This window comes from Parabacteroides sp. AF17-3, from assembly GCF_003635445.1.
Taxonomy (GTDB): Bacteria; Bacteroidota; Bacteroidia; order Bacteroidales; family Tannerellaceae; genus Parabacteroides; species Parabacteroides goldsteinii.
Map to the genome: position 1 here is coordinate 183,656 of NZ_QTMM01000001.1, position 26,273 is coordinate 209,928.

Annotated in this window: 16 protein-coding genes; 4 read left to right on the forward strand and 12 right to left on the reverse strand. The window is 42.1% G+C overall.

Features of this window, described 5'->3' with window-relative positions; genetic code table 11:
- Positions 1 to 49 precede the first annotated feature (49 nt).
- The 3 genes from DWW91_RS00550 to DWW91_RS00560 all read left to right on the forward strand — a co-directional run bounded on the left by DWW91_RS00550 (position 50) and on the right by DWW91_RS00560 (position 5,835).
- A complete protein-coding gene (locus tag DWW91_RS00550; RefSeq protein ID WP_122326827.1) occupies positions 50 to 979 on the forward strand; it encodes a site-specific integrase in 930 nt (309 codons plus the stop codon).
- A 492-nt stretch (positions 980 to 1,471) separates the two neighbouring features.
- Positions 1,472 to 2,230 carry a DUF4469 domain-containing protein gene (locus DWW91_RS00555; RefSeq protein ID WP_122326636.1) on the forward strand — a complete coding sequence of 253 codons (759 nt, stop codon included), beginning with the start codon at positions 1,472 to 1,474 and terminating at the stop codon, positions 2,228 to 2,230.
- A gap of 158 nt (positions 2,231 to 2,388) precedes the next feature.
- Positions 2,389 to 5,835: a hypothetical protein gene (locus DWW91_RS00560; RefSeq protein WP_122326637.1), complete on the forward strand. Its 3,447-nt coding sequence runs from the start codon at positions 2,389 to 2,391 to the stop codon at positions 5,833 to 5,835.
- 102 nt (positions 5,836 to 5,937) lie between these two features.
- Here DWW91_RS00560 and DWW91_RS00565 read toward each other — a convergent pair whose 3' ends face one another.
- Entirely contained in the window at positions 5,938 to 6,708 is a 771-nt protein-coding gene (locus DWW91_RS00565) for a potassium channel family protein (protein WP_010801188.1), read from the reverse strand.
- A gap of 200 nt (positions 6,709 to 6,908) precedes the next feature.
- Between DWW91_RS00565 and gadC the strand changes: the two genes are divergently transcribed.
- Positions 6,909 to 8,468 (forward strand): putative glutamine/gamma-aminobutyrate antiporter GadC, encoded by a 1,560-nt coding sequence (gene gadC, locus DWW91_RS00570; protein ID WP_122326638.1) that lies wholly within the window; start codon positions 6,909 to 6,911, stop codon positions 8,466 to 8,468.
- Between the two features lie 94 nt (positions 8,469 to 8,562).
- Here gadC and DWW91_RS00575 read toward each other — a convergent pair whose 3' ends face one another.
- From DWW91_RS00575 to DWW91_RS00630, 11 genes are all read right to left on the reverse strand, one after another.
- On the reverse strand, positions 8,563 to 12,171 hold the full coding sequence (locus tag DWW91_RS00575; RefSeq protein WP_122326639.1) for a glycosyl hydrolase: 3,609 nt from the start codon (positions 12,169 to 12,171) through the stop codon (positions 8,563 to 8,565).
- Between the two features lie 138 nt (positions 12,172 to 12,309).
- Positions 12,310 to 12,897 (reverse strand): hypothetical protein, encoded by a 588-nt coding sequence (locus DWW91_RS00580; protein ID WP_122326640.1) that lies wholly within the window; start codon positions 12,895 to 12,897, stop codon positions 12,310 to 12,312.
- A 4-nt stretch (positions 12,898 to 12,901) separates the two neighbouring features.
- A complete protein-coding gene (locus DWW91_RS00585; RefSeq protein WP_122326641.1) occupies positions 12,902 to 15,445 on the reverse strand; it encodes a GH116 family glycosyl-hydrolase in 2,544 nt (847 codons plus the stop codon).
- A gap of 65 nt (positions 15,446 to 15,510) precedes the next feature.
- Positions 15,511 to 17,142, reverse strand: coding sequence for a RagB/SusD family nutrient uptake outer membrane protein (locus tag DWW91_RS00590; protein ID WP_122326642.1), 1,632 nt, complete (start codon positions 17,140 to 17,142; stop codon positions 15,511 to 15,513).
- A gap of 6 nt (positions 17,143 to 17,148) precedes the next feature.
- The gene (locus DWW91_RS00595) at positions 17,149 to 20,373 is read right to left on the reverse strand and encodes a TonB-dependent receptor (RefSeq protein ID WP_233584374.1); all 3,225 of its coding nucleotides are present in this window, start codon (positions 20,371 to 20,373) and stop codon (positions 17,149 to 17,151) included.
- A 258-nt stretch (positions 20,374 to 20,631) separates the two neighbouring features.
- Positions 20,632 to 21,609, reverse strand: a complete 978-nt coding sequence (locus DWW91_RS00605; protein WP_048314881.1) for a FecR family protein — start codon at positions 21,607 to 21,609, stop codon at positions 20,632 to 20,634.
- 75 nt (positions 21,610 to 21,684) lie between these two features.
- Entirely contained in the window at positions 21,685 to 22,263 is a 579-nt protein-coding gene (locus tag DWW91_RS00610) for an RNA polymerase sigma-70 factor (protein WP_048314880.1), read from the reverse strand.
- A gap of 780 nt (positions 22,264 to 23,043) precedes the next feature.
- Positions 23,044 to 23,238 (reverse strand): hypothetical protein, encoded by a 195-nt coding sequence (locus tag DWW91_RS00615; protein ID WP_147426525.1) that lies wholly within the window; start codon positions 23,236 to 23,238, stop codon positions 23,044 to 23,046.
- A gap of 84 nt (positions 23,239 to 23,322) precedes the next feature.
- Positions 23,323 to 24,183: a sugar phosphate isomerase/epimerase gene (locus tag DWW91_RS00620; RefSeq protein WP_157310087.1), complete on the reverse strand. Its 861-nt coding sequence runs from the start codon at positions 24,181 to 24,183 to the stop codon at positions 23,323 to 23,325.
- Between the two features lie 63 nt (positions 24,184 to 24,246).
- Positions 24,247 to 24,615 carry a hypothetical protein gene (locus DWW91_RS00625; RefSeq protein ID WP_010801201.1) on the reverse strand — a complete coding sequence of 123 codons (369 nt, stop codon included), beginning with the start codon at positions 24,613 to 24,615 and terminating at the stop codon, positions 24,247 to 24,249.
- Between the two features lie 29 nt (positions 24,616 to 24,644).
- Positions 24,645 to 26,264: a RagB/SusD family nutrient uptake outer membrane protein gene (locus tag DWW91_RS00630; RefSeq protein WP_046145847.1), complete on the reverse strand. Its 1,620-nt coding sequence runs from the start codon at positions 26,262 to 26,264 to the stop codon at positions 24,645 to 24,647.
- Between the last annotated feature and the right edge of the window lie 9 nt (positions 26,265 to 26,273).

Here is a 26,273-nt window from a genome sequence, read left to right on the forward strand (position 1 = left end):
TAGCTCTCAGTATTCTCATTTATGCAAGTATGTATTTATTATTATGCTTATGACAACAACCTTCTTCACCTACGCCGATGCGTTGGTGAAACGTAAACGCAAGGCGGGCAAATATTCGACCGCCGATCTTTACCGTGCTTCCTCCAACTGGTTGCTGCGGTTTTGGGGGACCGACGAACTTTCGTTTGACGCGATAACCCCTGGTATGATAGACCGGTTCTATGACTGGCTTCTGGCATTGGGACATCTGAAAACAAATTCGGTAAACAGTTACCTCAGCAGTTTCCGGGCCATCTATCACACCGCTGTCCGTGAGGAACTGGCGCCGGCCGGCCGCCTCTCGCCTTTTGCACACCTCAACCTGCGGCAGGAGGAAACAGCTAAACGCGCCCTCCGTATTCAGACAATGGAAGAGATTGCCCGGATGGACCTCTCTGCCGAGCCGGAATTGCAGGCAGCGAAGGACTTCGCTCTTTTCTCCTTCCTTGCCTGCGGGATGCCGTTCATCGATTTGGCGCATCTTACCCGCGACAATATCGTCGATAATGAACTGGTCTACAACCGTTGCAAGACGGGGGTCCTGGTGCGTGTCGGTATTACTCCCGGCATGCAACGGCTATTCGATAAATATGCATTGTCCGACAGCCGCTATCTTTTTCCTGTTTTGCCCGAAAAGGCGGAAGGCGAACGGTTACATGAGGCCTATAAACAGGCTCTGCACCATTACAACGGTTGTCTGGTGGAGATTGGATTGCGCCTTTCCGTCCCGGTCTGCCTCACCTCGTACGTCTTTCGGCATACCTGGGCGACGGCAGCTTTGTACAACGACACACCGGTAGCCATCATCAGCCAGGCACTCGGACATACATCGGAGCGGACGACACGTCACTATCTGGCTGCACTCGACCAGTCGAGACTCAATTCTGCCAATGAGATTATTACAAAAGGATTGGATGTCCTGGTAGGAGTGAGGGTGTAACCTTATTTGTGAAATAAGGTATTTTGTCCCGTTTGATACAAGCTGTGAAAAACAAAGTTTATACTAGTGTGGGGACGGGGCAAATATAGGAATTTTATTTAAACAAGAACAAACTTATCTGCTTATAATTAAGTGGGTGGGGGAGAATTTAGGCAAAAAGGTGAGATTCAGGCAGTTTTTGGTGAGATATGGACATAGCGGGGCGGAGGGTATCTTTTCGCCTCTTGAGAGGGGGCAGGGGGTGTGTTAATACTCTAAATAAAGACTATCCAGATAGAAAATCACAGATAAAACAGTTAAATATCCGCGTCAATCTATGTAGTTCGTGCTTTAGTACAGCAATTTACACACCCCCTACCCCCTCTCGAGAGGGGAGGAAGTTACTCTCTGTTATGATAATCATAAGATAAACTGATACCTTATTTCACAAATAAGGTTACGGATCACACAGGTAACGCCTTGTCCAACCAACAGGCTTAATTATTTATTATTATGGCTGAAAAAATCATTTTGACTGCCGATCTTTACGACAATGCCGTCACGGAGCGAAAAGGCGATTACACAGCGAAGCCCCGTATTACAGGAACAGTGCGAAACCATCAGGTTGCCGAACGCATCCTGGCAAGAGGTTCTGAATTGCGATTGGATACCATCGAGTATATCCTGGGCATGGGCGATCAGGAAAAGGTAACCGCTATTGCCGAAGGTAAAAGCGTTGTTGACGGTGTAGGCCAGTACATGGCGACACTCACAGGTCCTTTCGAAGGCGAAAAAGCAGCTTTCGACCCTGCTAAAAACAAACTCACTGCCAGTTATGTACCCGGTAAATTACTGCGTGACACATTGAAAAACGTAGTGGTTGAAACCCGCCCTGCTGTCACGGGCCCAATCATCAATTCGATTACCGATTCTACCACCGGCGAAATGAATACTCAACTCACTTCTGCCGCCCCTGCCGTTATCAGCGGCTCTAATATCAAAGTGGCAGGCGACGATGCCAGCATAGGTATTTTCTTTACAAAAACAGGCGGTACTGCACAGAAATGTCCGTTGCTAGTTCATAACAATCCTTCTGAATTGACCGTTATGATGCCAACCCTCGAAGATGGCGAATATACGTTGAGTATCGTTACCCAATCGGCTGCGGGTAATAAACTTGTAAAAGAACCGCGCACTTATATCTTCCCTGTATTACTTTACGTAGGTAACAAACCGAGTGGTGGAGGCGGAGACCGTCCTGAAATCGAGTAATACTATCCGACCAACGTTGGTTAGACCGACTAACCAATGGCAGAGACACTATCTAACTGGAGGCAGTTAGGGCTTCTAACCAACGTTGGTTAGGCTATGCGCCTAAAATATGTTAAATGATATAAAGTGCTTAAAATCTAATATTTACCTATTTGTACATGAAAAAGATTAATACAAGCCAATCTAAACGAACCTCCTTTCTGATTTGGCTGATGTTTTTGGGAGGTGTTTTAATATCGATGCCTGTAAAAGCTCAAAGTACAGTAAGCGAATTACAACAATTGATCAATGATGTTCCGGCTAACGGAACAAAAGTCCTCGATTTGGGTGGGAGAACCTATCAGCAGGCCGATCTGTTGGAAATTACCGGAGGAAGGAATATTACTTTAAAGAATGGTACGCTTTTAAGAAATAACTTTTATTCTCCCGGAACATTTGTGCATGTGATGGATAGTTATTTGACGTTAGAGTCTGTTGTTGTAGATGGCAACGAAAAAAATAAGGATACAAGAGGTCCTCTCATTTCTTTGATAAGTTCGGAATTAACGGTTAAAGCAGGGACTATAATAAAGAATAATGATATTATAGGTAAAGTAACAGCCGGAGGTGTTAAGGTAGACGGAAGTTCTTCTTTTGTTATGACAGGAGGAGAAATATATGGCTGTTATGATTATGACATGGGTCAGGTCTATGTTGCTAAAGGAGGACAATTCACAATGACTGGTGGTACTATTCGTTCTGTTTGTACTGAAGGTAATGCTACTATAGGAGGTTCTGCCAAGATTACATCTTACTTTAGACTAAATGGAGAGTATCATCTGATGCTTTCTTCTGCCTTGGAAAATGTAATTCCTATTTGGAGAATATTGGCAAAAGAAGGTGCCATTGCCGTGACAGCTGCGGCTGGATACACTTTGACAACTGCTGATGTTGCAAAATTCAAGGATTATCAAAATACTTGGTCTTTTGATCTAAAAGATGGTAATATTATATGTACCAAACAGTCTTCCACTGTGAACAGCGAAGACGAACTACAGAAGAGAATAGATGCAGCTCCAATAGGTAGCATAGGGTCTCCTACCTCTATATCCATTGGAAATGTGGAAATCACGAAAGGTATCACAATTAACGGTAAGTATATCACTTTAACAGGTGGAAATATTATAGGAAACATCAATGACGCATGGATTAGTTTAGAAGGAGGAGGACTTAATATAGATCAAATCAAAATAACCAATAAAGGATCATACGGTGGTTTACCCATTTATGTAGATGGAGGACGGTTGATAATAAATAATTCATTAATAGACGGAGGCGAGGGTGGAGGAATCAGTGCGGGTTTCCAACCTGGATCTATAGAAATCAATCAGGGTACAATTAGGGGAGCTATAGTAAATTTAAATTCCTCTATAACCTTTAATAGCGGAAGTGCCACAGCTATACTTAGTACGATCCCGGTTAGATTGAGCGGTAGTGTACAAATTTCTGACGAAATTTCGTGTCAAGTTATATTGACAAGCGCTCCTCAATATAAACTTAAATTTAGCTTAACCCAAGGTAATATAGTAGCGAGCGGAGGAGACGGATTTGTGTTGGCAGAAAGATATCTTTCAATGTTTGAGAGTATTGATACCGATTACAAGATGGTGTGGAAAAACAATCAGATTCTTTATGAAAAGATAGGCGGAGGAACCTCCTCTGTAATTGAGACGGAAGACGACCTGCAAAAAGCCCTTGATGCTGCATCCCCGGGAACAGTATCTACCCCGACAATTATCCCCATCAAAAATGTGACATTGACAAAGCCTCTTACTATTGATGGCAAATATATAACCTTCAATGGAGGAAGCCTGATATCATCTAACAGTTCTGCCAAGATCAACATAAAAAAAGGCGGACTTATTCTCGATAATATTGCAGTATCTGCCGGATGGAGCAGTTCCGGTAAATTCATTACAGTGTCCAGCAATGGAACGCTGGTAATCCGTTCGACAGCTACCATCAGCAGTAACTCCAAAGACTTGAATTTGATTTATATAGAAGCAGGAAGCACGTTGAGAAACGAGGGGATTATCACCGGATGCATATCGAGCGGGGGCATACTCTATTTGACAAATGGAACGGTTCATGGCCAGGTAAGTTCCTCCGGTCTGTTTTACTTGTCAGGGACAGTTAAAATAGACACCGGAGTTTATCTTTCAGGAAGTGCCTTGATAACGATGACCAGTGCCCCCAAATATCTATTGAAAATATTAACCGACGGTGAATCATCAACTGTCATAGTTAAAGGAGGAAGTGGGTTTGTTCTTTCTCAGTCCTATTTGGATAAGTTTGTATGTGTAACAGAAAACTGGCAGTTTATCTGGAGTAACAACCAAATTTTAGTAGTAAAAATACAAAGTACGAATTATAAAGTAACCTGGAATATTCCCTCCGGTGTAACAGTCAAACCGGAAAGCGGATATAATGCAACATCTATTGTAAAAGGAGGTGATTTCAAGTTTACAATCGTCTTTCCTTCCGATAAAAAAGTGATTGTAAAGCAAGGTTCTATTGTGATAACTCCTGATGTAAATGGGGTTTATACGCTCTACAATATTCAGGCAGATATATTATTAACGATAACGTTGGTGGATAAAATCAGATATACGGTAACTCTTCCCTCTCAAACCGGCTTTGAGATTAAAGCTGTTGAAGGATATGACGCATCATCTGTAATGGAAGGTGCTGATTTCAAATTCAGCATCAAACCTAAAACCGGGTATGAACAGCACGTTGTAAGAGTGTTTGTCAATAATGCGCTTATAACAGCCGGCAGCGGATCGGTATATACCATTATAAATGTACAGGCCAATCTGATTGTGAAAATAGAAGTGACTCCGCCAACCATTGAAGAACTGTTCTATATTGTTTGGAATGCAGAAGAAGGAGCAACACTGATTCCGGAATCCGGTTATGATAAGAATAAGGTAAAACCGGGAGAAGACTTTAAATTCCACATTGTATCAGATGCTTTACATAAAGGTTGGGAGATACAGGTACGGGTTAACGGTGTTCTTCTTTCTCCTGATATCTGGGGTATATATACCCTGTCAAACATTCGCTCGGACAAAAATATTGTGATTACTTTATCTGAAGTATTTAGCGTAACGTTCGTTAAACCGAAGGAAGATGTAAAAATGATAGCTGAGACGGGCTATAATCCGGATAGGGTGCTGGTCGGAAATAACTTTAAGTTCCGATTGGAAAGCAGGTATAAAACCGACCAGTTACAGGTCAGGGCCAATGGAGAATTATTGATGCCCATAAATTCTGTATATACTATTTACGATATACATGAAAATAAGACTATAACTGTAATTGTCAATACTTCTGTCGGCAATGAAGATATCCATTCTGCTGGGATAGAAATAGCAATAAGGGGTTATAAACTCTGTATCAAACATCCTGAGATGAGAAATAAGCCTTTATATATCACTTCATTCAATGGAAGTATCGTTAAGACAAACTTGTTGAACGGAACCTATACCGAAATAGATGTTCCGGCTAAAGGCACATATATTATTTTCTTTGAAGGATTCAGTCAAAAGATTGTAATAAAATAGTAGAATAAAACACTCACTACAGGCATGGGTTTCTTTTATGAGGTCCATGCCTGTTTTTTTGTATAGAACGTTAGTGATCGAAACAGCTTGTTTCCTACGATGTTATTTTTCCCCTTCCGCAGGTTTCGATGCCGTCTGTTTTGCTGCTTCCGGTTGCGGCGTATTATCTTCATTATATAATTCATTCTTCCGTTTATTCGCGTTCTGTACGAGACTGGTTACATAAACGGTGAAGATCGGGAACATCATCATTCCCAGTGCAGCCAGCAGAACCGATAGTATCCGTCCTGTCGGTGTGACGGCGTAAATATTTGAGCCAACTGTCGTAACGTCCATAAAGGCCCACCAAAGAGCATCATCATAGCCGGTGACCTGCGGATTTACCTTATGTTCGATCACGAAGAATATCAGGCTGGAGAAATAAACCGTTGCCAGCAACATGGTCAGGTAGGATACGAATAGTCCTGAAGCCTTGTTTGAAGATAGCCATCCTACTACGATAGCCAGTGCATATCCGCTGCGTGCCAACGGGATAAAACGCAGGAAATAGGTGATTTCCGGGGAGAATTCAATTCCGTAATAACTGATAATATTAAGATAAGGAATAGATACGATTAAGAAAATAAAGTGGGTTTGCAGATAATATAATTTACGTTTTGATAAGAAAAACTCCAAAACGAAATCGGCAATAAAGAACATGCAGATCCAGAACTGTATCTTCAGATAGGAACCCTGTGTCATGAAAGGGATGTTCTTAAATGTATCGACTGAGATGACTACAATAAGGAAAAGGGAGAGTAGCAAAATGATAACATGCAAGACTCCGTATATTCCTCTTTTCTCGTAAATAATGTCATTGAAAGCAGACTTCATTGCGTTTAATTATTAGGCGTTTAGATAGAAATATTTTAGGTTATCTAACAAAGGATACCGTGATTTTGTTTTTAACACTATTCTGTTAATTAACCTAGTTTGACATCTTGTTGACAAACTAACACAATAACGATTTGTTTTACTGACATATTTAAAGCGAAACTAAACAATACAAAATTCACATTTAAACAGTAAAATTCATGGCAAATGTAGGAAAAGCAGTAAAACTTGGAGTTTTTACTCTTGCAATTATGAATGTTACGGCGGTAGTGTCTCTCCGCGGACTACCTGCCGAGGCTGTATACGGATTAAGTTCAGCCTTTTATTACTTATTCGCGGCAATCGTATTTTTGATCCCTACGTCGCTGGTGGCAGCCGAGTTGGCCGCTATGTTCCAGGATAAACAAGGTGGGGTTTTCCGATGGGTGGGGGAAGCCTACGGGAAAAAATGGGGTTTTCTCGCTATCTGGGTACAATGGATTGAAAGTACGATCTGGTATCCTACCGTGTTGACCTTCGGTGCTGTTTCCATCGCCTTTATCGGGATGAATGATGCGCATGATATGACACTGGCTTCAAACAAAATGTACACGCTGGCTGTGGTGCTGATCATTTACTGGCTGGCTACTTTTATTTCGTTGAAGGGGTTGAGTTGGGTTGGTAAGGTTGCTAAAGTGGGCGGTATTGTCGGTACGATCCTTCCGGCTGCCCTGTTGATTATCCTTGGAATCGTTTATCTGTCTATGGGTGGTCATTCAAACATGGACTTCCATGGTGATTTCTTCCCTGATTTCTCTAAGTTCGACAACCTGGTGCTGGCCTCCAGTATCTTCCTGTTTTATGCAGGTATGGAGATGGGAGGTATCCACGTAAAGGATGTGGAAAATCCCTCTAAGAACTATCCGAAAGCCGTATTTATCGGTGCGTTGATCACTGTTCTTATCTTCGTATTAGGTACTTTCTCTCTGGGTGTTATTATTCCTCAGAAAGATATCAACCTGACACAGAGTCTGCTGGTCGGTTTCGACAATTACTTTAAATTTATTCATGCTTCCTGGTTATCTCCGATCATTGCCGTAGCTTTGGCATTCGGTGTGCTGGCAGGTGTATTGACATGGGTTGCCGGTCCGTCAAAAGGTATCTTTACCGTGGGTAAAGCAGGTTATCTGCCTCCTTTCTTCCAGAAAACAAATAAGATCGGTGTTCAGAAAAACATTCTGTTGGTACAGGGATGTGCGGTTACTTTATTGAGCCTGCTGTTCGTGGTAATGCCTTCCGTACAGAGTTTCTATCAGATTTTGTCACAGTTGACAGTGATCCTTTATCTGGTTATGTATCTGCTGATGTTCTCCGGTGCTATCGCATTGCGTTACCGGATGAAGAAGGCAAACCGTCCGTTCCGTATCGGTAAACATGGCAACGGATTGATGTGGTTTATCGGTGGTCTTGGTTTCTGTGGTTCGTTATTAGCTTTCATCTTGAGCTTTATTCCACCCAGTCAGATTTCTGTCGGTAGTAATACCGTCTGGTTTGCCGTATTGATTATCGGTGCCATTGTTGTTGTGGCTGCTCCATTCATCATCTATGCTTCTAAAAAAGCATCCTGGGTTGATCCGAACGCACAGTTTGAGCCTTTCCATTGGGAAGAAGCTAAAGTACAGGTTCCTGTTGCCGGTGCAACAGCTACTACTCAGACTGCCAATACAAATAGCACAACTACAACTACGAATACAACTAAATCGAATAATACACAAGCATAATATATACTTATGTAATTTCTATTCTACGTACTAAAAAGAGGAGGGGCGGAACCGTGATGGTCTCGCCCCTTTATTATACAGTGTGGGTCTCGGATTAACGGACTATTTCGATGGATGCAGTACCCAACAGTCCGGCTTTCGTACTACCCCGGTACATGGTCGGGACAGACAGGTAATAGTTGGCTGCGGTATTGTAAAGCAATATCTCGATCTGGTTATCTCCTTCCTTTATGTATTCCGTGATGTCGAAACGCCAGGGCGGGGTGAGCTTCAGTCCGGCTTTCTGCTTATTTATCCAGACTTCTGCTGTGGAAACCACTCGTCCCAGGTTCAGATATACTTTATCTCCGTTATTCTTTTCCAGATGAATGTTTTTCCGGTACCAGGCACCACCGGAGTAAGTGGAAAGACCCTCTATCTGTGTCCAGTCTCCTGCGGAAATGAGACCATCCCCGCAGGTTTGTTTAATCGGGCCGTCGATAGCGGCGCCTCCGGCATTTCCCCAGGGTTCTTTTATGGATATGGCTACGGTTGATATCCGTTTGGACGGATTGGTCACTACGGCTTCATACCGGGTCAGGCCGTCCGGACGTTTCTCTTTTACGCTTAGATTGCATAAGGCACCGTTTACCCAGATTTTGGTCTCACCGAAGGCCGAAAACTCGAGTTTCTTCAGTCCGGGAGCAGAGGTGAAGCGGTATTGGCCGTAAGTAGGCTCTTCGGTTCTGTTTATATCGAATGGCAAAAGGGATAAGTCCCCCCGGAAATTCGTAGCGAGAGGTTTTTCTGCGGTAACTTCTTTCAGTATACGAGGGGTATCTCCGGCTTTACGCACCACACAGTAAGTTACCCCGAATGTATCGTAATGGAGAACGATTTCATTGGTCCCCCGGTTCAGAGTGACGGTAGAAGTGGAGGGGCTGACTGTTTTACCATTGATGTAGATATCGGCAGGTTTTAGTTCTCCGAATATCAGTTGGTAATTACCCGTTTCGGGAGCCAAAACGTTTGAATAGAGGTAATAGTTTTTGTTTCCGTTAGGATCTTCTACGCGGACTGTTTCCCTAAACTCTTTTTCGAGTTTACCCATGCGGATAAATTCATCGTGAACAGTGGCTTTCAATCCATGCCATCCCTGATGACCGTAATCGTTCTCAACACCCCAGCGCCATGAAAATTCATAAGGCTTCCAGGTATATTCTTTATTATCGATTTGAACCCTGTTGCTTTGATAGGGAAGATGGGTGAGAAGTTCTTTCTCAGATAATTCGGGAGTGGCTTCCAGTATCATAAACTTGGTTCCGTAGGTGAAAGTCTGGCTTTTCCATCCTGAATCGTCGAAGGAGGGAGATTGCCAGTCCGCTGTTTCGGAAGAGGCCTGGTTGTATCTGGCTTTATAGATATAAGCGCCTAGCAGTTCATCGGTCGCAGGCCAGTGGAAGTCTCCGAATTTATTATTTAAAGAGGGTTTGAGGTCGAATGACCATTCACCGTCGAGTAATATGGTTTTGGAGACGCTCGTTTGAGGTACTTCTGCAATTATAGTCTTTTTGGCCGGATCGAAGACGAATAGATGGAGGTCTTGTTTTTCCATCGGCATTTGGATAATGGTTCCTTCGTCTGTTGTTTTTGAGGCGGTAATTTCTTTTGTTTTACCTGTCCAGGGATCCCATAATTCGATTCCTCCGGTGGCGCGGAAAAAGCATTCGGTACCGGAAGGAACATTGTATACGGCATACAGGTCCTTATTTCCGAGTTTACGGTGCATGATGTATGGCATATCTTTTTGCAGTTGCTGCGACAGGATGCGGAAATCGCGGGTAAGGTTTGTGTCGAGAATGTCGAGCACTTCTTGGTTCTCTTTGGCTACAAACGCGTTCTTGCTGTCGGACCCAAACAATTTGTTTAGTAACGAACGTACTTCGGGATCGTTCAATCCTTTCTTTTCCGTTGCTTCAGGTAGCTCTCCCAGGTTGATGACTATCCCGCCATTCTGTTTGAACTGCAAGGCTTTTTTCAATGAAGAATGACGGATTGCTTTCATGGACGGGATGATCAATACTTTGAATTCTTCGCCGGAAATATGGATCTTACTGTTTTTTATACTGGCTTTTGCAAGCGATTCATAATCCATAAAGTCGAAATCGACACCTTCCCGGTATAGATATTCTCCCAGGCTGAATGCTTTTTGCACAGCCGTCTGGTCGTAGCCGGCTACAACTGATTCTACCGGGTACAGGATAGCGACATCGGCCCGGTGGTATCCCTGTGAGAGAATGTAGCTGAGACGTTCGGTACATTCCAGAAACGGTCCCATTTCTTCCCAGTAAGGCATGTGGGTATGATTACATGGAGGCGCCCATTCCCACCAGCCGCCCATTGTACTGTAGTAGAAACCATGCAGGCTGAGCAGGTTTTGCCCCATCACGAAGTTGGCAAAGGTGGCATCGGTCAGATTGGCTGTATTGGTATCCCAGTTACTGCTGTGGAAACCTTCCAGCCATACCCTTGGACGTTTGTAAAGGTGGGCGATGGAGGAGGCTACTTTGTTCTTTATAATGTCTTTTCCCAAGTTTGGCTGGTCGCAACCCGGTGCTTGGTTCCATCGCTGGGTACGGAAATAATCGCCGAATTCGCTGACATCTTTTCCCCGTCCGCCATGGTCGCAACCGTAGATCAGGTTACGGTCTTCGTGCCATTGGTATACTGGAATAAAGAAGTTTTCTTCGCTCAGTGAAACCATGACATCGTTGTAGTCAAGCCGTATTTTAGGTGTAATCGGACCGATATGGGTGAACAGGGCGGTAAGATAAGGAACGATATCGTATCCCTTACGTTTCCGGAATTCGTTTCTGAAGATTGAATTCCATATATAACCATGTAGATTGAAGTTCAGCTCATCGGAGAAGAAGAAGTTCAGTCCTCCTTTGGATTGTTCCGGGAAACGGTCTTCAAACCGTTGGAAGAAGTGTTTGACATAGCTTTTTCCGGAAAGAGGGTGCATCGGGTCGAGCGAAGGTTTTTTAGCAACGCTGTATACCTGGGTGACGATCCAGTTTCCTTCCGCGGGTGATTGCCATTCTATTTTGTTGCCTGTAAGATTTCCGGACAGGTCTATGCCTGAGTTTTCGATGATTTTCCCATCTGTTCCCAATTGGTAGGCGTAGAGGGAGAGTAGCTGGTCGTGGCATGTTTTTGTGTACTTATTCTGGATCGTATCGCTTTCGAATTTCAGTTCGGCTCCTGTCAGTCCGGGATTTTCATTGAGGGCGTCGTCTACATAGGAACCTTGTCCCACTCCTAAAGTATAATCGCTGAGGCTGACGGTCATATTCCGTTTCTTTGCTTCCTCTATGAACCATCCGAACAGGTCCCACCATTCTTCCGTGAACAGGGCCGGTTTGGAAGGGAAAGTCAGTCCATAGCTGACGCCTCCTTTGTCCGAATGGGCATAATTTACCTGTAGGCTGGTTACTTTTTTAGCTGCCATCTGGTCCAGATGATAGGTGAGATGTTCTTTGGTTAGTGTATCTCCCATCCACCAGTAAAAAGGTACTTCACCATACCCTTTGGGTGGCGTTGCAAAACCTTTCTTCAGGTCTGCCTTAGCGGTGCGGTCCGGATGACCGGGAGATAATTGTCTCGTCTGTGCAGCAAAGGACAGGGACAAGACAGATAGAATAAGGGTAAAAAGTTTTTTCATGGGTGATTAGTTTAGAATATGTATTGAAGCAAAAATAGCTATTAATCAGAAGAATAATGTTTCAATAATGATATTAATGTTATGTGTTTTGGCTGAAAAAGCAGAGGGATGCCTTCGTTATGGCATCCCTCGATCTGTTTATAGTTGATTTGTTCCGGTATTTGCGATTCGTTCGTTGAGTATCGTTTGTTTGTCGCTGTCCCAGTACTTACAATCGAGTTCGAAGAAGGTGGAAGTATAGGGTTTTGTCAGTTTTGTTTTGATAATGACTACTTCAAACAGATTGCTGATGCTATCCAGCCGGGCTATCAGGTCATCATGCCTGATGCTCATTATTTCAGTTGCCGGAAGGACATTCCCCATCTCTGTTTTCAGATCATTTATCCCCGGGCAAAAACCTTCTTCCAGAAAAGATAGTTCTTCGTCCTGATAGATATGGGCATACACATGCAAAGAGTTATCCACCATCTTTTTTACTGTGCCCAAAACTTCCGTATAAGGCTCGTTTGCATATAAAGTGGTGATACCTTCCCGGGTTTGTAACGGATAAGCCATATCTGTGATAACAATCCAGTTACGGTGTCCCAGCAGAGGGAGTTTGTCTTGCAGGACGGTTTGCCAGTTTGTTTTGTGTTGGGAGTGGTGGTTGGTTGCTTCTTTTTGGATACACCCTCCACTCAGGAACAAACAAGCGAGTAAGTAGTAGATAATGTTTGATTTACCCATGACTTTATCGTTTTATGACTTGTTTGTCGCCTTCTTTCAGGTCAAAATGCTTTAACCGCATTTCTTTTTCGTTACCGACGGTAAGGGATTTCAATTGGAGAGAACCGCTTATTACTTCGATTGTAATATCCTTGTCGCTGACGTCGATAGTTCCCCATGAATAGCCATTACTCCAAAAATAATTTCCCGGGCGTGCCGTAATTTTCATACTTTTATCAATGCCTGAATACTGAAAGTCACTAAGTGCAATAATAGCAGACCAGCTTGCCATGGATCGGGCGTAATGATGACCGCATTCCGGCTCGCTGAATGGATTACGTTTTGCTCCATCATGGCGGTCACGGATGGACCGGATACAGGTGAGTGCTTCTTTTTCCATTCCTTCGTAAATCATACCTACGGCTGCACAGTATTCAAATCCTGTCATTACCTCAGCAAAATAAGGAAACGGTACTTCCAGACGGCCTTTTGGCCAGGATGCCATAAGTAGCCCGGATTCATAGCCCATCACATATGAACGCATATTGTTAAAATGACGGCTGAAATCTGATACGTAGTTGTATTTCATGATGCTGTTCATGGTGGTCTGAATATGATCTTTGTTTCCGAGATAACCCAGCCCGCATAAATGTGACATGTATTGGCCGACTAACTGGTCTACCAGACAACCGGGGCCTAGCTGGAAAGATGGAATTTTGACATTCGGATTATTCATATCGAGGTATTCAAATGTCTCCGGATCGGTTATTTTGTGTTCATAATATTCGCCGTTGAACAAATTTTTGTCCATCCAGTTACTGCCTTGTTCGAACAACGTTTGGCACTTTTGGGCGAAGCCTTTATCTTTCATAGCTATAGCCATCTTTTCTGCTGCTTTCAGTGCTCCCATATACCAGAAACCCATTTGAGGATTAGGACCAAAGTAATTCACGTCCATAGTGTTGTGTTGCGAACCCTCCATTACGCCATCCTGATTGCCATCCCAACCCTTTTCAGTCCAAGCATAAGAAAGTACTTTTTTGATCTGTCCCCAGTTATTTTTCAGGAAATCATTGTCTCCGGAAAGTTGCCATTCGCGGTATATCTTCATGATACAGCCCATTTGTCCGTCGGCTGCGGCACTGTTTCCTTTATTTGCTTCATTTAGTGGGAGAGAGGCCCTGAAGTTCATCAGGCCGCTTTCTTTAGTTGCGTAATTGAACTCTACGTCACGCATTGTTTTTGCCAGTTCTCCGAATAGATAAGGAGTAGCTGTTTCATAGTTCCAGACATGCGTACAGGAACCGGCACAAGAGCCGAAACGGTCCATTACGCCTTCCCAACCCATCATATGACCGCTGGGTAAACGGAATACGGTTTGCGACCGTAAGGTTGCCAGGTTGAATAATGCTGCTTCTTTTACAACATCCGGATAAGAAGTATTGAGTAAGGCGTTTACGAAAGATAAGGTTTTCTTCTCCAATTTGGGAATTTGCGGAATGATTGTTTCTGCCGCTTTCCAGGCATCTGTATATTGACGGCTGTAATAATTTCCGACAACAGTCGAGGACCAAGCTTTCCGGTTTGGAAAATTCCAGGTGATATAGAATGTGAATGTTTCCGTGCTTTGCGGTTTTACTGTTTTTTTTACGGAGAGTGAGGCCATCGGGTCTTCATCTTCCTGTTTGTTTCGCTCGGTTAGCATACCGTCGGCACTGAAATCATCCCAGAAGTTCAGGATACCGTTATTCCAGTTGTCGGCTTTCGATGAAGTACGGTAGCTTACTCCACTGGTTGCCTGTGTCGTGAGAGCGACTGTTCCCCAGGCAGGATCATTTTTATCCACTCCGTCTGAATAGAGATAGATTCCTTTTATTCCTTTGTTTTCAACGTATTTGTTTTTATTGTCTTTTACACCGGTTGGGATATAGTCTCCTTTCCAGTCGGTACGGAATTTGCTTCCGTCTTTCCCTATAAAATTGCGCATGGAGCCACAAATAGCAATTTCCATCGGTTGACTGGTTGTATTGGTCACTTCATAGGAAAGTACGGCAACAGGTAAGCCGCTTGCTTCTGCATCCCCCGGAATAAGCGGGTTGAATCCTTTTATCGTGACTTTTACCGGCAGGTCTTTATCTGATAAGTGTACTTGTCCGAACGGATAAGCAGCATCAAATGAAGCCTGTGCAAAGCGAGGTAAACCATGATGATTTACCGGACGACCTTCATAATGGAGATATTCCTGAGGGTATAAAGGACCGGCCAGTAGAGTGGTGGTGGCTTCCTGATTTTGTGGCTTCGCATAGATTGCGAAGAACGGGGCATTGTTTCCGGTTGTTACCGTACTGTATTTCTTGGCAGGTACATTCATGATCTCCCAATCCCGGAGTTCTCCGCGACCACCCAGCGATACCGTTCCGGTTCCGATGCCTCCTAATGGAAGTGCAATCTGGTAAAGGTGTTCCTGATCGTAGTTTTTCAGTACCGGCCATTCTTGTGGCTTCCATTCCTGAGATGCAATGGCTCCGGAAACGAGTGTACAAATTGTTAGTAATATTAATTTGTTCATATTTTAAAGTTAGTATAAAAAGCCGATCAGACTTTATTCGGATCGGCTTTTTCTTGTTAATATAATTACCAATTCGGATTTTGTCCTAAGTTAGGATTCTTATCTCTTGCTGACTGAGGAATCGGCCACAGGTAATGTTTACTTGCGTCAAAAGTACGGTTTTGTCCCAGGAATTGTTCTACGGAATAATCTCCAATAGGAGCCTTTTCATCCTTATTGATGCCGTATCCTGGTTCGTTTAGAACTTTTTCTGCTGTTTTCCAACGAAGAATATCAAAGTAACGTTTATGTTCCGCTACGAATTCGTGTCGTCTTTCTTCCCGTATCTTTTCTCTCATTGCTACCTGGTTCCCTGTTAGTTGATCCACACCAGGCAAACCTGCTCGTTCGCGCACCTGATTGGCAGCCCATGCTATCTGTGGGTTTCCCGGATCATATTCATTTAACGCTTCTGCATAGATCAAGAGGACTTCTGCATACCGGTACAGGCTGAAATTAGTCCAGGAGGCATCGGGTTTCACCAGTTCCTGATCATTGTATTTCAGATACATATATCCTGTAATACCGCCTCCTTCATGATTTATTCTCTCGTTTTTATTGTAAGCCGGATGTGGCATATAAGGTTCGTATGAACCGTTCGGACGCAAGCATTCATAACCAGGCAGGAAGAATGTTTTCTTCAGTCGGGCATCTCGGTTTTCCCACGGGTTGTTCATGTCATATAAATCCGATTCAAAAATGGTTTTACCGTCTGTCATTTCGTAAGAATCGACCAACTGGCGGGTCGGACAGAAACTTGCCCATCCTTGTCCGGTAATTCCGGTTCCGGCCGGAGATGCTAAAATCGGTAACATGTGAGTGATTTCATCTTCCTTATATTGGTAAGCCAAAATAACTTCCTTATTGTTATTATTTGCTGCTGATTTAAAAATGCTTGCAAAGTCATCTTCCAAACTGTACAGGTTCATGTCGATCACTTTCTTTGCAGATTGGGCGGCTTCTTTCCATAACTCTGTGCCGTCCTGGTTGTGATGGAATTTTGCGTAACTAGCCATATCCAGGTACATATCGGCTTTCAATGTCAGAGCTGCTCCTTTGGTTATGCGTCCGATATCATCACCGGAATAGGTTTCCGGCAGATATTCGATTGCTTTATTAAGGTTTTCCAATGCGTAGTCGAGTACCTCCTGTTTAGGCGAACGTGGCAATGCTGCTTCATCCAGGTCTATCGGCTTTTCTTTGATTAGCGGAATGTCGCCGAAGTGACGTGTCATACGGTAATAGCGTAATGCCAGGATAAACCGTGCTTCCCCTTCGAAACGTTTCTTTTTGCTCTCATCAATGTTCATACCTTCCAACCGTTCCAGGAAATAAAGGATTCTGCGGATATGGTCGTATTTCCACTCCTCGGAAAGGTAACCGGTAGCTGCGTTATGTGATCCCTGACAGATATATCCCAGCCCGCTTTCGCCCCAGGCATTGGTCATTAATGAGTTATCACTTTGGCAATCTCTCCAGAAATCACGGGAGTTGGGTAATAATGGGTATAATGCGTTTACACCTGCCAACGCATCAGCCTCTGTTTGCCAGAATGTATTTTCTGAGGCTTGGGAAAGAGGATCCCGGTCCAAAAAGTCCGAACAACTGCCGAATGTAAGGGCAGAAGCCAATATCAATGCTATACTATATTGTTTCATAACTTATTAAAATTGAAGATTAAAACCAAATGAGAATGTTCTTGCCAGCGGATACCATCCACCTTCCGGGTCGAAACCGTCATAACCTGTGATCGTAGCTAAATTCTGGCCGGACAGATATACTCTCAAATATTTAATATTAACACGTTCCAACACACTTTGGGGGACAGTATAACCGACCTGTACGTTTTGAATTTTCAGGTAATCGGCTGTACGTAACCAGAAACTATTATATCGTGAATCATAATCATTGGATGTGTTTGTCAGTGTCAATCGTGGATAAGAGGCATCCGGATTACTTTCGTTCCATGCATCCAGGTGCATAGGGCGTGCATTGTCTGTCAGATAGAAAGCCCATCCTTCGTATCCTTGCAGATACTTTTTCGTATTCAGTTTTCCATACATATTCAGGGAGAAATCGAAATCTTTGTATCCGAAAGACAGGTTCATACCGAAGTTCAGAGGGATTTTCCGGTTCAGCACTACGCGGTCTTCCCCGTCGATAATGTTATCGCCGTTTTGATCTTTATATTTGATATTACCGGGTAGAACATTTCCCTGGTTCGGAGAATTGGCAATCTCTTCTTCGCTCTGGAACAGGCCGATCGCTTCGTAACCGAACGGTAGCTGATAACGGTCGTTCAGATAGGTTACCGTATTATTTTCAATCCATCTTTCAGAATCTCCCATTTCCAGCACCTTGTTTTTGGAATAACTGAGGTTGACGTCGATGCCCCAATGGAAATCACCGTTCCCATCCTGATAACCTGCCATGATATCCATACCCTGATTTTTCATTTTCAGTAAGTTTGAGTAAGGAGCATTTAAGCCGAATTCGCTTGGAACGGGTGGTCTGTACAGGATGTTGTCTCTCATGTTTATAAAATAGTCGGCAGACAATTTGATCCGTTGGTCAAACAATCCGAAATCCAAACCGATATTGGTATATTTGGATTCTTCCCATGTGATGTTCTGGTTGACGGCGATGTTATTGTATGCACCCCCTACCAGTTTATCATTGAAGGCATAAATCTTTGGATTATAAGATAATATCTGAGCTGTCGGATAGTAACCTACTTTTTCGGCATCTCCCAGGACACCCCATGATGCTCTTATTTTCAATTCGGACAGCCAATTGTTCGTTTCAATCATAAATGATTCACGGTGCAAATTCCAACCAGCCGAGAAAGACGGGAATACCCCCCATCGGTGGTTTTTGGCAAAACGGGAAGAACCGTCCGCACGTAAACTAGCTTCGAACAAATATTTTCCTTGATAATCATAATTCAATCGACCGAACCAGGATTGAACCGCCACGTCATTGGCGTATTCGTTTCCGTCACCGTCTGCACTACCATTTTGTTTATTGCTGCTACCGGTGTTTAATACGTCAACATTATCAAACGGCATGTTATCCCGGGATGCCCAGAAACCGTCGGATTTATAATATTCCTGCGAGTAACCGGCTAACACTTTAAAGTTATGATCGGATGCGATTTTAAAAGAATAGTCGGTTGTAAACTGTAACTGTGTACGGAAATTGTATGTATTCGTTTCTTTTAGAGAAGATACCCGGTTTTCCGTTTTTGCGATATTGCCTTCTTCGTCGTATAAGTAATATGTACTTACACGGTTTTTGGTAGTCGTATTATGGGAATAAGTAGCTATATTTCCTTTAATATTCCAGTCTTTCAGAGGAGAATAGGTCACATCGAAGATCGCCATCATTTCTTTATGCCTTTCTTTGGAATAGCCGGATTCGTTTACTCCCGCAATCGGGTTGCCTCCCATTGCCCCACCGGCAGCGTATGAACCGTCGGAATTCCTGATCGGAGTGATCGGAGAGATTCGGGCAGCCTGTGATTGCCATCCTGTAGTACCTCCATTCGGATTTTTGATATTTGTCTGTGTATATTGCAGGCTGGCATGTGCTTCCAGGTTCTTCAATATCTGAAAACGCATATCCGGTTTGAATATCAGACGATTGTAATTATTATTCGGTAAGTTTCCATCCTGATAGTCGTTGGATATGGAGAAACGGTAAGCAATCGATCTCTCTTTACCTGACAACGCCAGATGCGTATTATTGATAATGGTATTTTTCTTATAAATTTCTTTGTACCATTTATTATCTACATACTTACCGGCTCTCAGGTCCTGGATGCCCTGTTCTCCGTAAATAGCATCCTTTCCATCGTTGATCATTGCCTGGTCGTATAGACGCATGAAATCTTCTGATCCGATAAAGTCCAGCTTAAACTGTGGATTTTGTATACCGATATTACTGGAGAACTCCACAGTCGGACGCTCTGTTGCTTTGGCCGTTTTGGTAGTCACCAAAACAACACCATTGGCAGCGCGTGAACCGTAGATAGCAGCAGAAGCAGCATCTTTCAATACGGATACACTTTCTATATCATTGGGATTCAATGTATAGATATTACCCGGCATACCATCGATGAGAACCAGAACGCCGGAACTGTTACCGATAGTGGAAGTACCACGTATGTTGATGCTTGCACCGGAACCGGCTGCACCGCTTCCTTTCGATACGACCATACCCGGTACCGAACCGGCCAGCAATTCCTGTACGTTGGTAACAGGACGGGATTTAAGGACCTCATCTGTTTTAACGGTACCGATTGATCCGGTCAGGTTCACTTTCTTTTGTGTACCGAACCCGACCACAACCACCTCGTCGATAGCCTGGGTATCCTCCTTCAGAATGATTTTCAAACTGGTTTGTTTTCCGGCTTTGATTTCTTGTGAAGTATAACCGATGTATGAAATAACGATAATATCATTATCAGATATATTTTCCAGGCTGAAATTGCCATCTACATCTGTGATCGTCCCGTTCGTAGTACCTTTGACAGATACATTAGCACCGATCACAGGCTCTCCGTTATTGTCTTTAACCGTACCTGTAATTTTCCTGTTTAACTGTTGGTTATCATTAACGGCATCGGAATGATTCTTTTTAGATAACAAAATGTATTTGTTGGTAAATTCGTAACTGATATCTGTGCCTTCGAAAGCGTCTTTCAGGTATGAGATCACTTTTCCTGATTTTTCCTGAACACGTATTGTCCGTTCCGTATCAACTTCCCGGTTGCGAAATACTACCAGATAGTCTGTTTGTTTCTCTATTTGATTGATGAGTTGCCCGATGGATATCACATTTGTTTCCAGTTTCATAATGGCATTCTGTGCTTCTGTATTTGTTGCCATCAGTTGAAAAATACAGACGAATAGCATAAATAGCGATACTCTCATGATTCTAAAATATTCTTTAAAGTGTTGATCATGTACAATAAAGAGTGGTAACAAAGTTTTTATTTTCATATCTTTGCTAATAATTAAGTGAATACTAAAAATTTTTGACTTGATGTGTTTACTTGATTGTCAACGGCGGATGTTACAGCATCTGCCGTTTTTGCTTTTAAAAGTGTTTCTTCATAGGCATACTAATTTTAATGATTATACATGTTATCTGCTTAATGTGAAGATATTCTTTTCTTCATCTTTGCTGATTTTGAATTTGTGTATTTTCTGTATCATGTGTAAAATTTGATCGATGCCATCACGTTGACGGAATTTCCCGGTGTATTCCCAGTTGTATATGGATTGATCTTTTACAATGATCTTTACGTCATAATAGAGTTCGAGTTTCTTCAATATGTCGATAAGCGGTTCGTTGATAAAGCTATATATCCCGTCTCTCCATAAGAAATAATCTGCATGGGGCAGGGAGCCTATTTTCATTTGGTTTCCCTTTATTGTCACTTGTTCATCCGGTTTGAGGATAACTCCTTTGGATTCGGCATGAGGAAAATATACTTTTAACCCTCCTTCAAGCAGGCTTGTTTGAATTGTCTCTTTCCCCGGATAACTGTGGACATTGAATTTTGTGCCCAGGACCTTCATTTCTACTCCCTGTGAAGATACGATAAACGGTTTTTCCGGGTTTTTAGCGACATCGAAAAAGGCTTCACCTTCCACGGTTACTCGTCTTTCTTTTCCAGAGAATAAAGCGGGATAAGTTAATTTTGTTTGTGAATTCAGCCAGACTTCAGTTCCATCCTGCAAAGTCAGTTTTACACGTTGACCGGCCGGTACATACAGGGTATTCTCAATGTCCGCTACAGACTGTTGTATATCATAGTGACTGGTGGTAAACCAGTAGGTAGACAAAACCAGTAATGTGATGGCTGCTGCATAACTGGCAGTATGTAATATGATTTTGCGTATCTTTTTTGTTCGGATGATTTTGTTGAATAGTATATATCCCTGTCTGTTTACCTCTTTATTATCTGACTGGTCGGAAAGAGTTAGCAGGGCATGCATGTTTTTATATTCAATGAATTGTTTTTTCAACTCACTGTTAGTTTCCACCTGTCTTAAAAACTGCAATCTTTCTGTAGTATTAAGCTCTCCCTGGAAATATTTTATTATTTGTTCATTCATAATTTTGTCCTTGTATATAGTAAACACCTAAGCATGAAAAATCCGCTAAACGGAAAAATATTTTTTTCTGATTTCTTAAAGACAAAGAATAAATAGTAGTATCGGAAAGTAATCTTTAAGTTCGATTCTGAGTTTTTTATAAGCAATGCCCATTTGAGTTTCAATGGTGTTAATAGAGATATTCAATTCCTGGGCTATTTCTTTTTGTTTTTTACCTTCGATTTTACTCATAATGAATATTGTCCGGCATTTTTCAGAAAGGGTGTCTAATGCACGGGAAATAATTTTTTCTATATCCTGGTCAGAAAAAAGGTTATTATCGAATGCTTCTAATGAATCTAAATTCATTCGTAGGGAAATGGTGTATTCTTCCTGTAGTTTACTGGCTGTTTCTTGTACGACTAATTTGTGACGAAGATGATTCAGGCATTTGTTTTTTATGGTAGTGAATAAATAGGCAATGAGATTCATATGCATATTGAGCATTTTTTTGTTTTCCCAAAGTTCAACGAAGACATCCTGCACAATATTTTCGGCATCTTCCTCTGAGATAACGTATTCTTTGGCAAAATACTTCATCTTTGAGAAATATGAGAGATAGATGTCTTCAAATCTGGTCTCTTCTCTTTGCTCAGGGAATGCCTTTATTTTCATAGGTTAATAACTTTGTTCTAGAAGAACTACTATGTTTATTCAAATGCAAATATAAGTTATTTATGAGATAAGTACCTAATTATGTGGAACAATTCATTTAGTTCCTCAAATTGTATAAAAAGGATGTTTACGTTGTAAGTATGAGTATGTATCTTAATAATCAGTGTGTTGATTTTGTAATAATGATATAGTTCTTCTAGAACTAAGTCAGTTTTAGTATTTCAAAAGCTTTTCCTTCCTTTTTGTTGAATAAAGAAAACCTGTTTCCAGAGTCAATTTGTTTGAATATTGACCTGATGCGTTGCCCATCCAGATTTCGATAGTTCTGAGAAGCTGTTTTGATTTCATTGTTTTGCTTCATTTATAGAAAAAGGTGAAACCTTCAGAGAAAAAGCTTACGTTTTTTTCAGAATGGGTAGGCAGCCATTTCAAATAAGTGCCGCAGTGATTTTTCATAACCGCGGCAACTACTGCAAATGACTGTAGTTGGTATCTAAAATGGCTCCTACAAGCGAGATCCATATATTTATCTTTCAGCCTTCAGTTATTTCAAGGTGTTGATTTATAAAGTGTTATCCTGAAATGATAATAAAACGTGTCATCGAGGTAAAATATGTACTGTAGCGTCCTGAATTTAGTTGTCAGATTGTATTTCTGCCAACTATTTTCATCCTTCAGGATTATGATCTGATTATCAAAGGGAGGAAGCTCCTGAAAGCTGAAACGTGTATAATGAATAGATAGTTATGTATGTGACGTTACATAGTTATCTATATGCAATTACATAGTGACTAAAATCCAGCCTATAGGGAAACAACTGCTACCTTCAAGGGAATAAGCAGGCAGGATATAGAGAAGCGGCAGCTGCCCTTTAGGGAAAAAACAGGTACATTTCCGGGGAATAAAGTCTGCTTGACCAGGGTTTACCGCCACTTTCATACCAATTTCTAACAAATAAAGCAATAAGTTATTCATAAACGGCAGTATAAAAAAACTCCGGCTCATACTTTTGTTATAATAAGTATGAACCGGAAAATGTGTGGATTGGAAAAGTAGTCGTTATTTATTCATGTTTACGTAATCCTGTTTCAACTTTTTCCATCTGTCTCCTAAACTTTGAATCGTGACAATATTAGGTTTTTTACCTTTGCCGGCCTCGTAAATAAAAGGGCCTTCATAGCCTGATTCTACTAAAGCTGAGAGTAACTCTGTCCAGTCAATAACTCCTTCTCCTGGTAACCAATGTCGTTCGTTTTTACGGTCGTAGTCAGACATGTGGGTATTTTGGATCTTTCCTTTTGTATTTTTCACAAAAGTGACCTGGGGTTCAATTAACAGGTGATTCACATCGAAGCATATTGCTGTATTATCAATGCCGTTAATGATCTCCAGTAACTCGGTGGATGTATTTCCCAGGCATGTTCTGGGAAGATTTTCAACCAATAAAGGAATATTCAGTTCCTTTGCTTTAGCAGCCAGTTCTTGTAGAGACTTCTTACTGGCTACTATCCTTGTTGCACGTTCCTCATTGGAAATAGGCTCTGCACTGGGATGAATGACAAACTTTTCAGGTGCAACGATTTTTGCACTTAATATCATATCATTCATATTCAGTTCTACCGCTCTTTGCCTTAAAGTATCGTTCGTTTGCGAAATATCGTAAGGACCGCCAAATGGCAAATGAACAGACCATATCACGATTCCGGCCTTATCTGCCCGATTTTTGACTTTTATGGCCCATTCTTCCATCTCCTCCTGCGTTTTTTTAGCAGAATAAGGCCAGTCTATTTCCAGATACGGCAGATCGTTTTTGGCGAGTGCATCCATCTCTTCCTGCGTCATTTCAATAAATACGTCATCGTTGGCCGAACCTGCTTTCCAGTAGTCTAGTGGAGATGACTTTTTTTGACTGCAGCTCATCGTGAGAAAGGCTGTGGCAGCAATTATCAAATGTATCTTTTTCATTGTTTATCAGAATATTAATCAGTTGAGAATAATTGTCCATTGTTGGGAGCGTGTACCGCTGGCAGAAGTGACGGTAAACGTCTTCGTCTTTGAAGACCAGTCACTGTATCCATCTAATGCCGGTGAAATGTTAGCTCCTGAAGAAAGCCCGCAGGTGAGGAAAATACTGGATAGATCCGTTCCTGTTTTCACAGAAATGGTTACAGTTCCTTTCTCTGTATCGATAATCGGATTTTCTGAGATGATATTTCCTTTGTTTCTATCATAAGCATTCACTAATAATATTTCTGTTTTATCGAAGTTAGGTGCATCCGGAATTTCTGTTTTTTCGCATGCGGAAAGGACAAAACAGGTTATAATGGCTATTATATATTTTAATTTGTTCATAATGATACATATTTATGTTATACAATTGCTTAGTAACCAGTATTTTGTTTGATGGCACTCACTCTGATAATCTCCTCATAAGGAATAGGATGGAGATAAAGGCGATCGTCCCAACTTCTGGTGTCGACTGTCTCAACAGTAAATTCAGTTGGTGAAACGAATTTGAGTCCATGAAGTTTACCTTGTGTCTGTGCACCGATTCTCCATCGGCGAACATCGTAGAATCGATGATCCTCAAAGGCAAGTTCCAGACGGCGTTCTTTCCGGATCAGCTGACGGAGTTTTTCCTGATTTGTTTCTGTATAGGCAGGTAACCCGACGCGTGCCCGAATTTCGTTTACGGCTTTTAAGGCACCTTGTATGTCATTAGTCTCTACACGGGCTTCTGCTTCATTCAAAATAACTTCGGCGTAACGGATCATGATCCAGTTCGTACTATGATCTTTGCCCGAAGCACCTGCATATGGATAATTATAATTGTCATAATCGATCCATTTCCATACGTTATAACCGGTTTGTGAAGCATCGCCTTTGTCGGGGGTATCCATTAAGTAATGATCTACCGTAACGGGGCCTTTATCTCCTTTGAAAAATATTTCCGATCCGTGGAAGACTATATTAGCGTAAAATCTTGGTTCCCGGTTTTCATATATTTTGGAGGTATTGACATCAAACACTTCTCCGTTATCTTTTTGTGAGAATGCGGGAGCAGGTGTTCCGTCTTTCAATTCAAACTCGTCTACCAAATCCTGTGTCGGTCCGATGCCGCCCCAACCTCTGTCTCCATAGGGATTATTTATATAGCATACCAGATTGAAAACCATCATATTGTTATATACGTCCGGGCTTTTGAATTGTAGGTCGAATATGATTTCCTTATTATCCTTATTCGTTATCCACCAGATGGAACGATAATCTTCGGGTGTTGTGCCGGGTATCAATTCATAATCCAGTTGTCTGACAGCTTCGCAACTCTTAATGGCATCGGCATATCGTTTGTCATATAGTTCTGCTCTCGATTTTAAAGCCAGGGCTGCACCTTTAGTTGCTCTTCCCTTGTCTTTGCCGCTCCACGTGTTCGGAAGTAGTTCGATCGCTTTATTCAGGTCGGCAATGATAAAGTCATAACTTTCTTTTTCTGAGCTACGTGGAATTTCCCAGTTATCTTCCATCGTAAGTACTTTATCAAGAAGTACTACTCCGCCATACCGTTTAACAAGGTCGAAGTAAAACATGGCCCGCAGGAAATGGACTTGTCCTGTCAATACATTTTTTTCATCTTCTTCAATACTAGACTCTCCTATTCTTTCGAGAAAACGGTTACACTTACGGATTTTCTCGTAGTGATCGTTCCAGATGTTATCGTTCGGATCGGTGGCACTCACCAGATTATAATTAAACAAGTAAGTACTGGCACGAAACTTATCTCTTTGAGCCGAAACGGAGTTGTCTGTTCTGTTTTCTTGCTCCAGACGTGTGTCCAAATAGATTATTGAATATAGATTATTTACATAATAATCGACTAATATCGGGTCTGCCCAGAATGCATCATCTCCAATCTCATCCAAAGGAGTTTTATCCAATATGCTGTTACAGCCATACGACAGGAATGCCAGCAGGAATAAAAGTGATAATTTTATATTTTTCATACTGTGGTA

Bases quoted from the DNA above. Each gene is read 5' to 3' on its own strand.
- DWW91_RS00550 (WP_122326827.1), top strand. From the start codon at position 50: ATGACAACAACCTTCTTCACCTACGCCGATGCGTTGGTGAAACGTAAA.
- DWW91_RS00555 (WP_122326636.1), top strand. From the start codon at position 1,472: ATGGCTGAAAAAATCATTTTGACTGCCGATCTTTACGACAATGCCGTC.
- DWW91_RS00560 (WP_122326637.1), top strand. From the start codon at position 2,389: ATGAAAAAGATTAATACAAGCCAATCTAAACGAACCTCCTTTCTGATT.
- DWW91_RS00565 (WP_010801188.1), bottom strand. From the start codon at position 6,708: ATGAAGTCTGCTTTCAATGACATTATTTACGAGAAAAGAGGAATATAC.
- gadC (WP_122326638.1), top strand. From the start codon at position 6,909: ATGGCAAATGTAGGAAAAGCAGTAAAACTTGGAGTTTTTACTCTTGCA.
- DWW91_RS00575 (WP_122326639.1), bottom strand. From the start codon at position 12,171: ATGAAAAAACTTTTTACCCTTATTCTATCTGTCTTGTCCCTGTCCTTT.
- DWW91_RS00580 (WP_122326640.1), bottom strand. From the start codon at position 12,897: ATGGGTAAATCAAACATTATCTACTACTTACTCGCTTGTTTGTTCCTG.
- DWW91_RS00585 (WP_122326641.1), bottom strand. From the start codon at position 15,445: ATGAACAAATTAATATTACTAACAATTTGTACACTCGTTTCCGGAGCC.
- DWW91_RS00590 (WP_122326642.1), bottom strand. From the start codon at position 17,142: ATGAAACAATATAGTATAGCATTGATATTGGCTTCTGCCCTTACATTC.
- DWW91_RS00595 (WP_233584374.1), bottom strand. From the start codon at position 20,373: ATGGCAACAAATACAGAAGCACAGAATGCCATTATGAAACTGGAAACA.
- DWW91_RS00605 (WP_048314881.1), bottom strand. From the start codon at position 21,609: ATGAATGAACAAATAATAAAATATTTCCAGGGAGAGCTTAATACTACA.
- DWW91_RS00610 (WP_048314880.1), bottom strand. From the start codon at position 22,263: ATGAAAATAAAGGCATTCCCTGAGCAAAGAGAAGAGACCAGATTTGAA.
- DWW91_RS00615 (WP_147426525.1), bottom strand. From the start codon at position 23,238: ATGAATAACTTATTGCTTTATTTGTTAGAAATTGGTATGAAAGTGGCG.
- DWW91_RS00620 (WP_157310087.1), bottom strand. From the start codon at position 24,183: ATGAGCTGCAGTCAAAAAAAGTCATCTCCACTAGACTACTGGAAAGCA.
- DWW91_RS00625 (WP_010801201.1), bottom strand. From the start codon at position 24,615: ATGAACAAATTAAAATATATAATAGCCATTATAACCTGTTTTGTCCTT.
- DWW91_RS00630 (WP_046145847.1), bottom strand. From the start codon at position 26,264: ATGAAAAATATAAAATTATCACTTTTATTCCTGCTGGCATTCCTGTCG.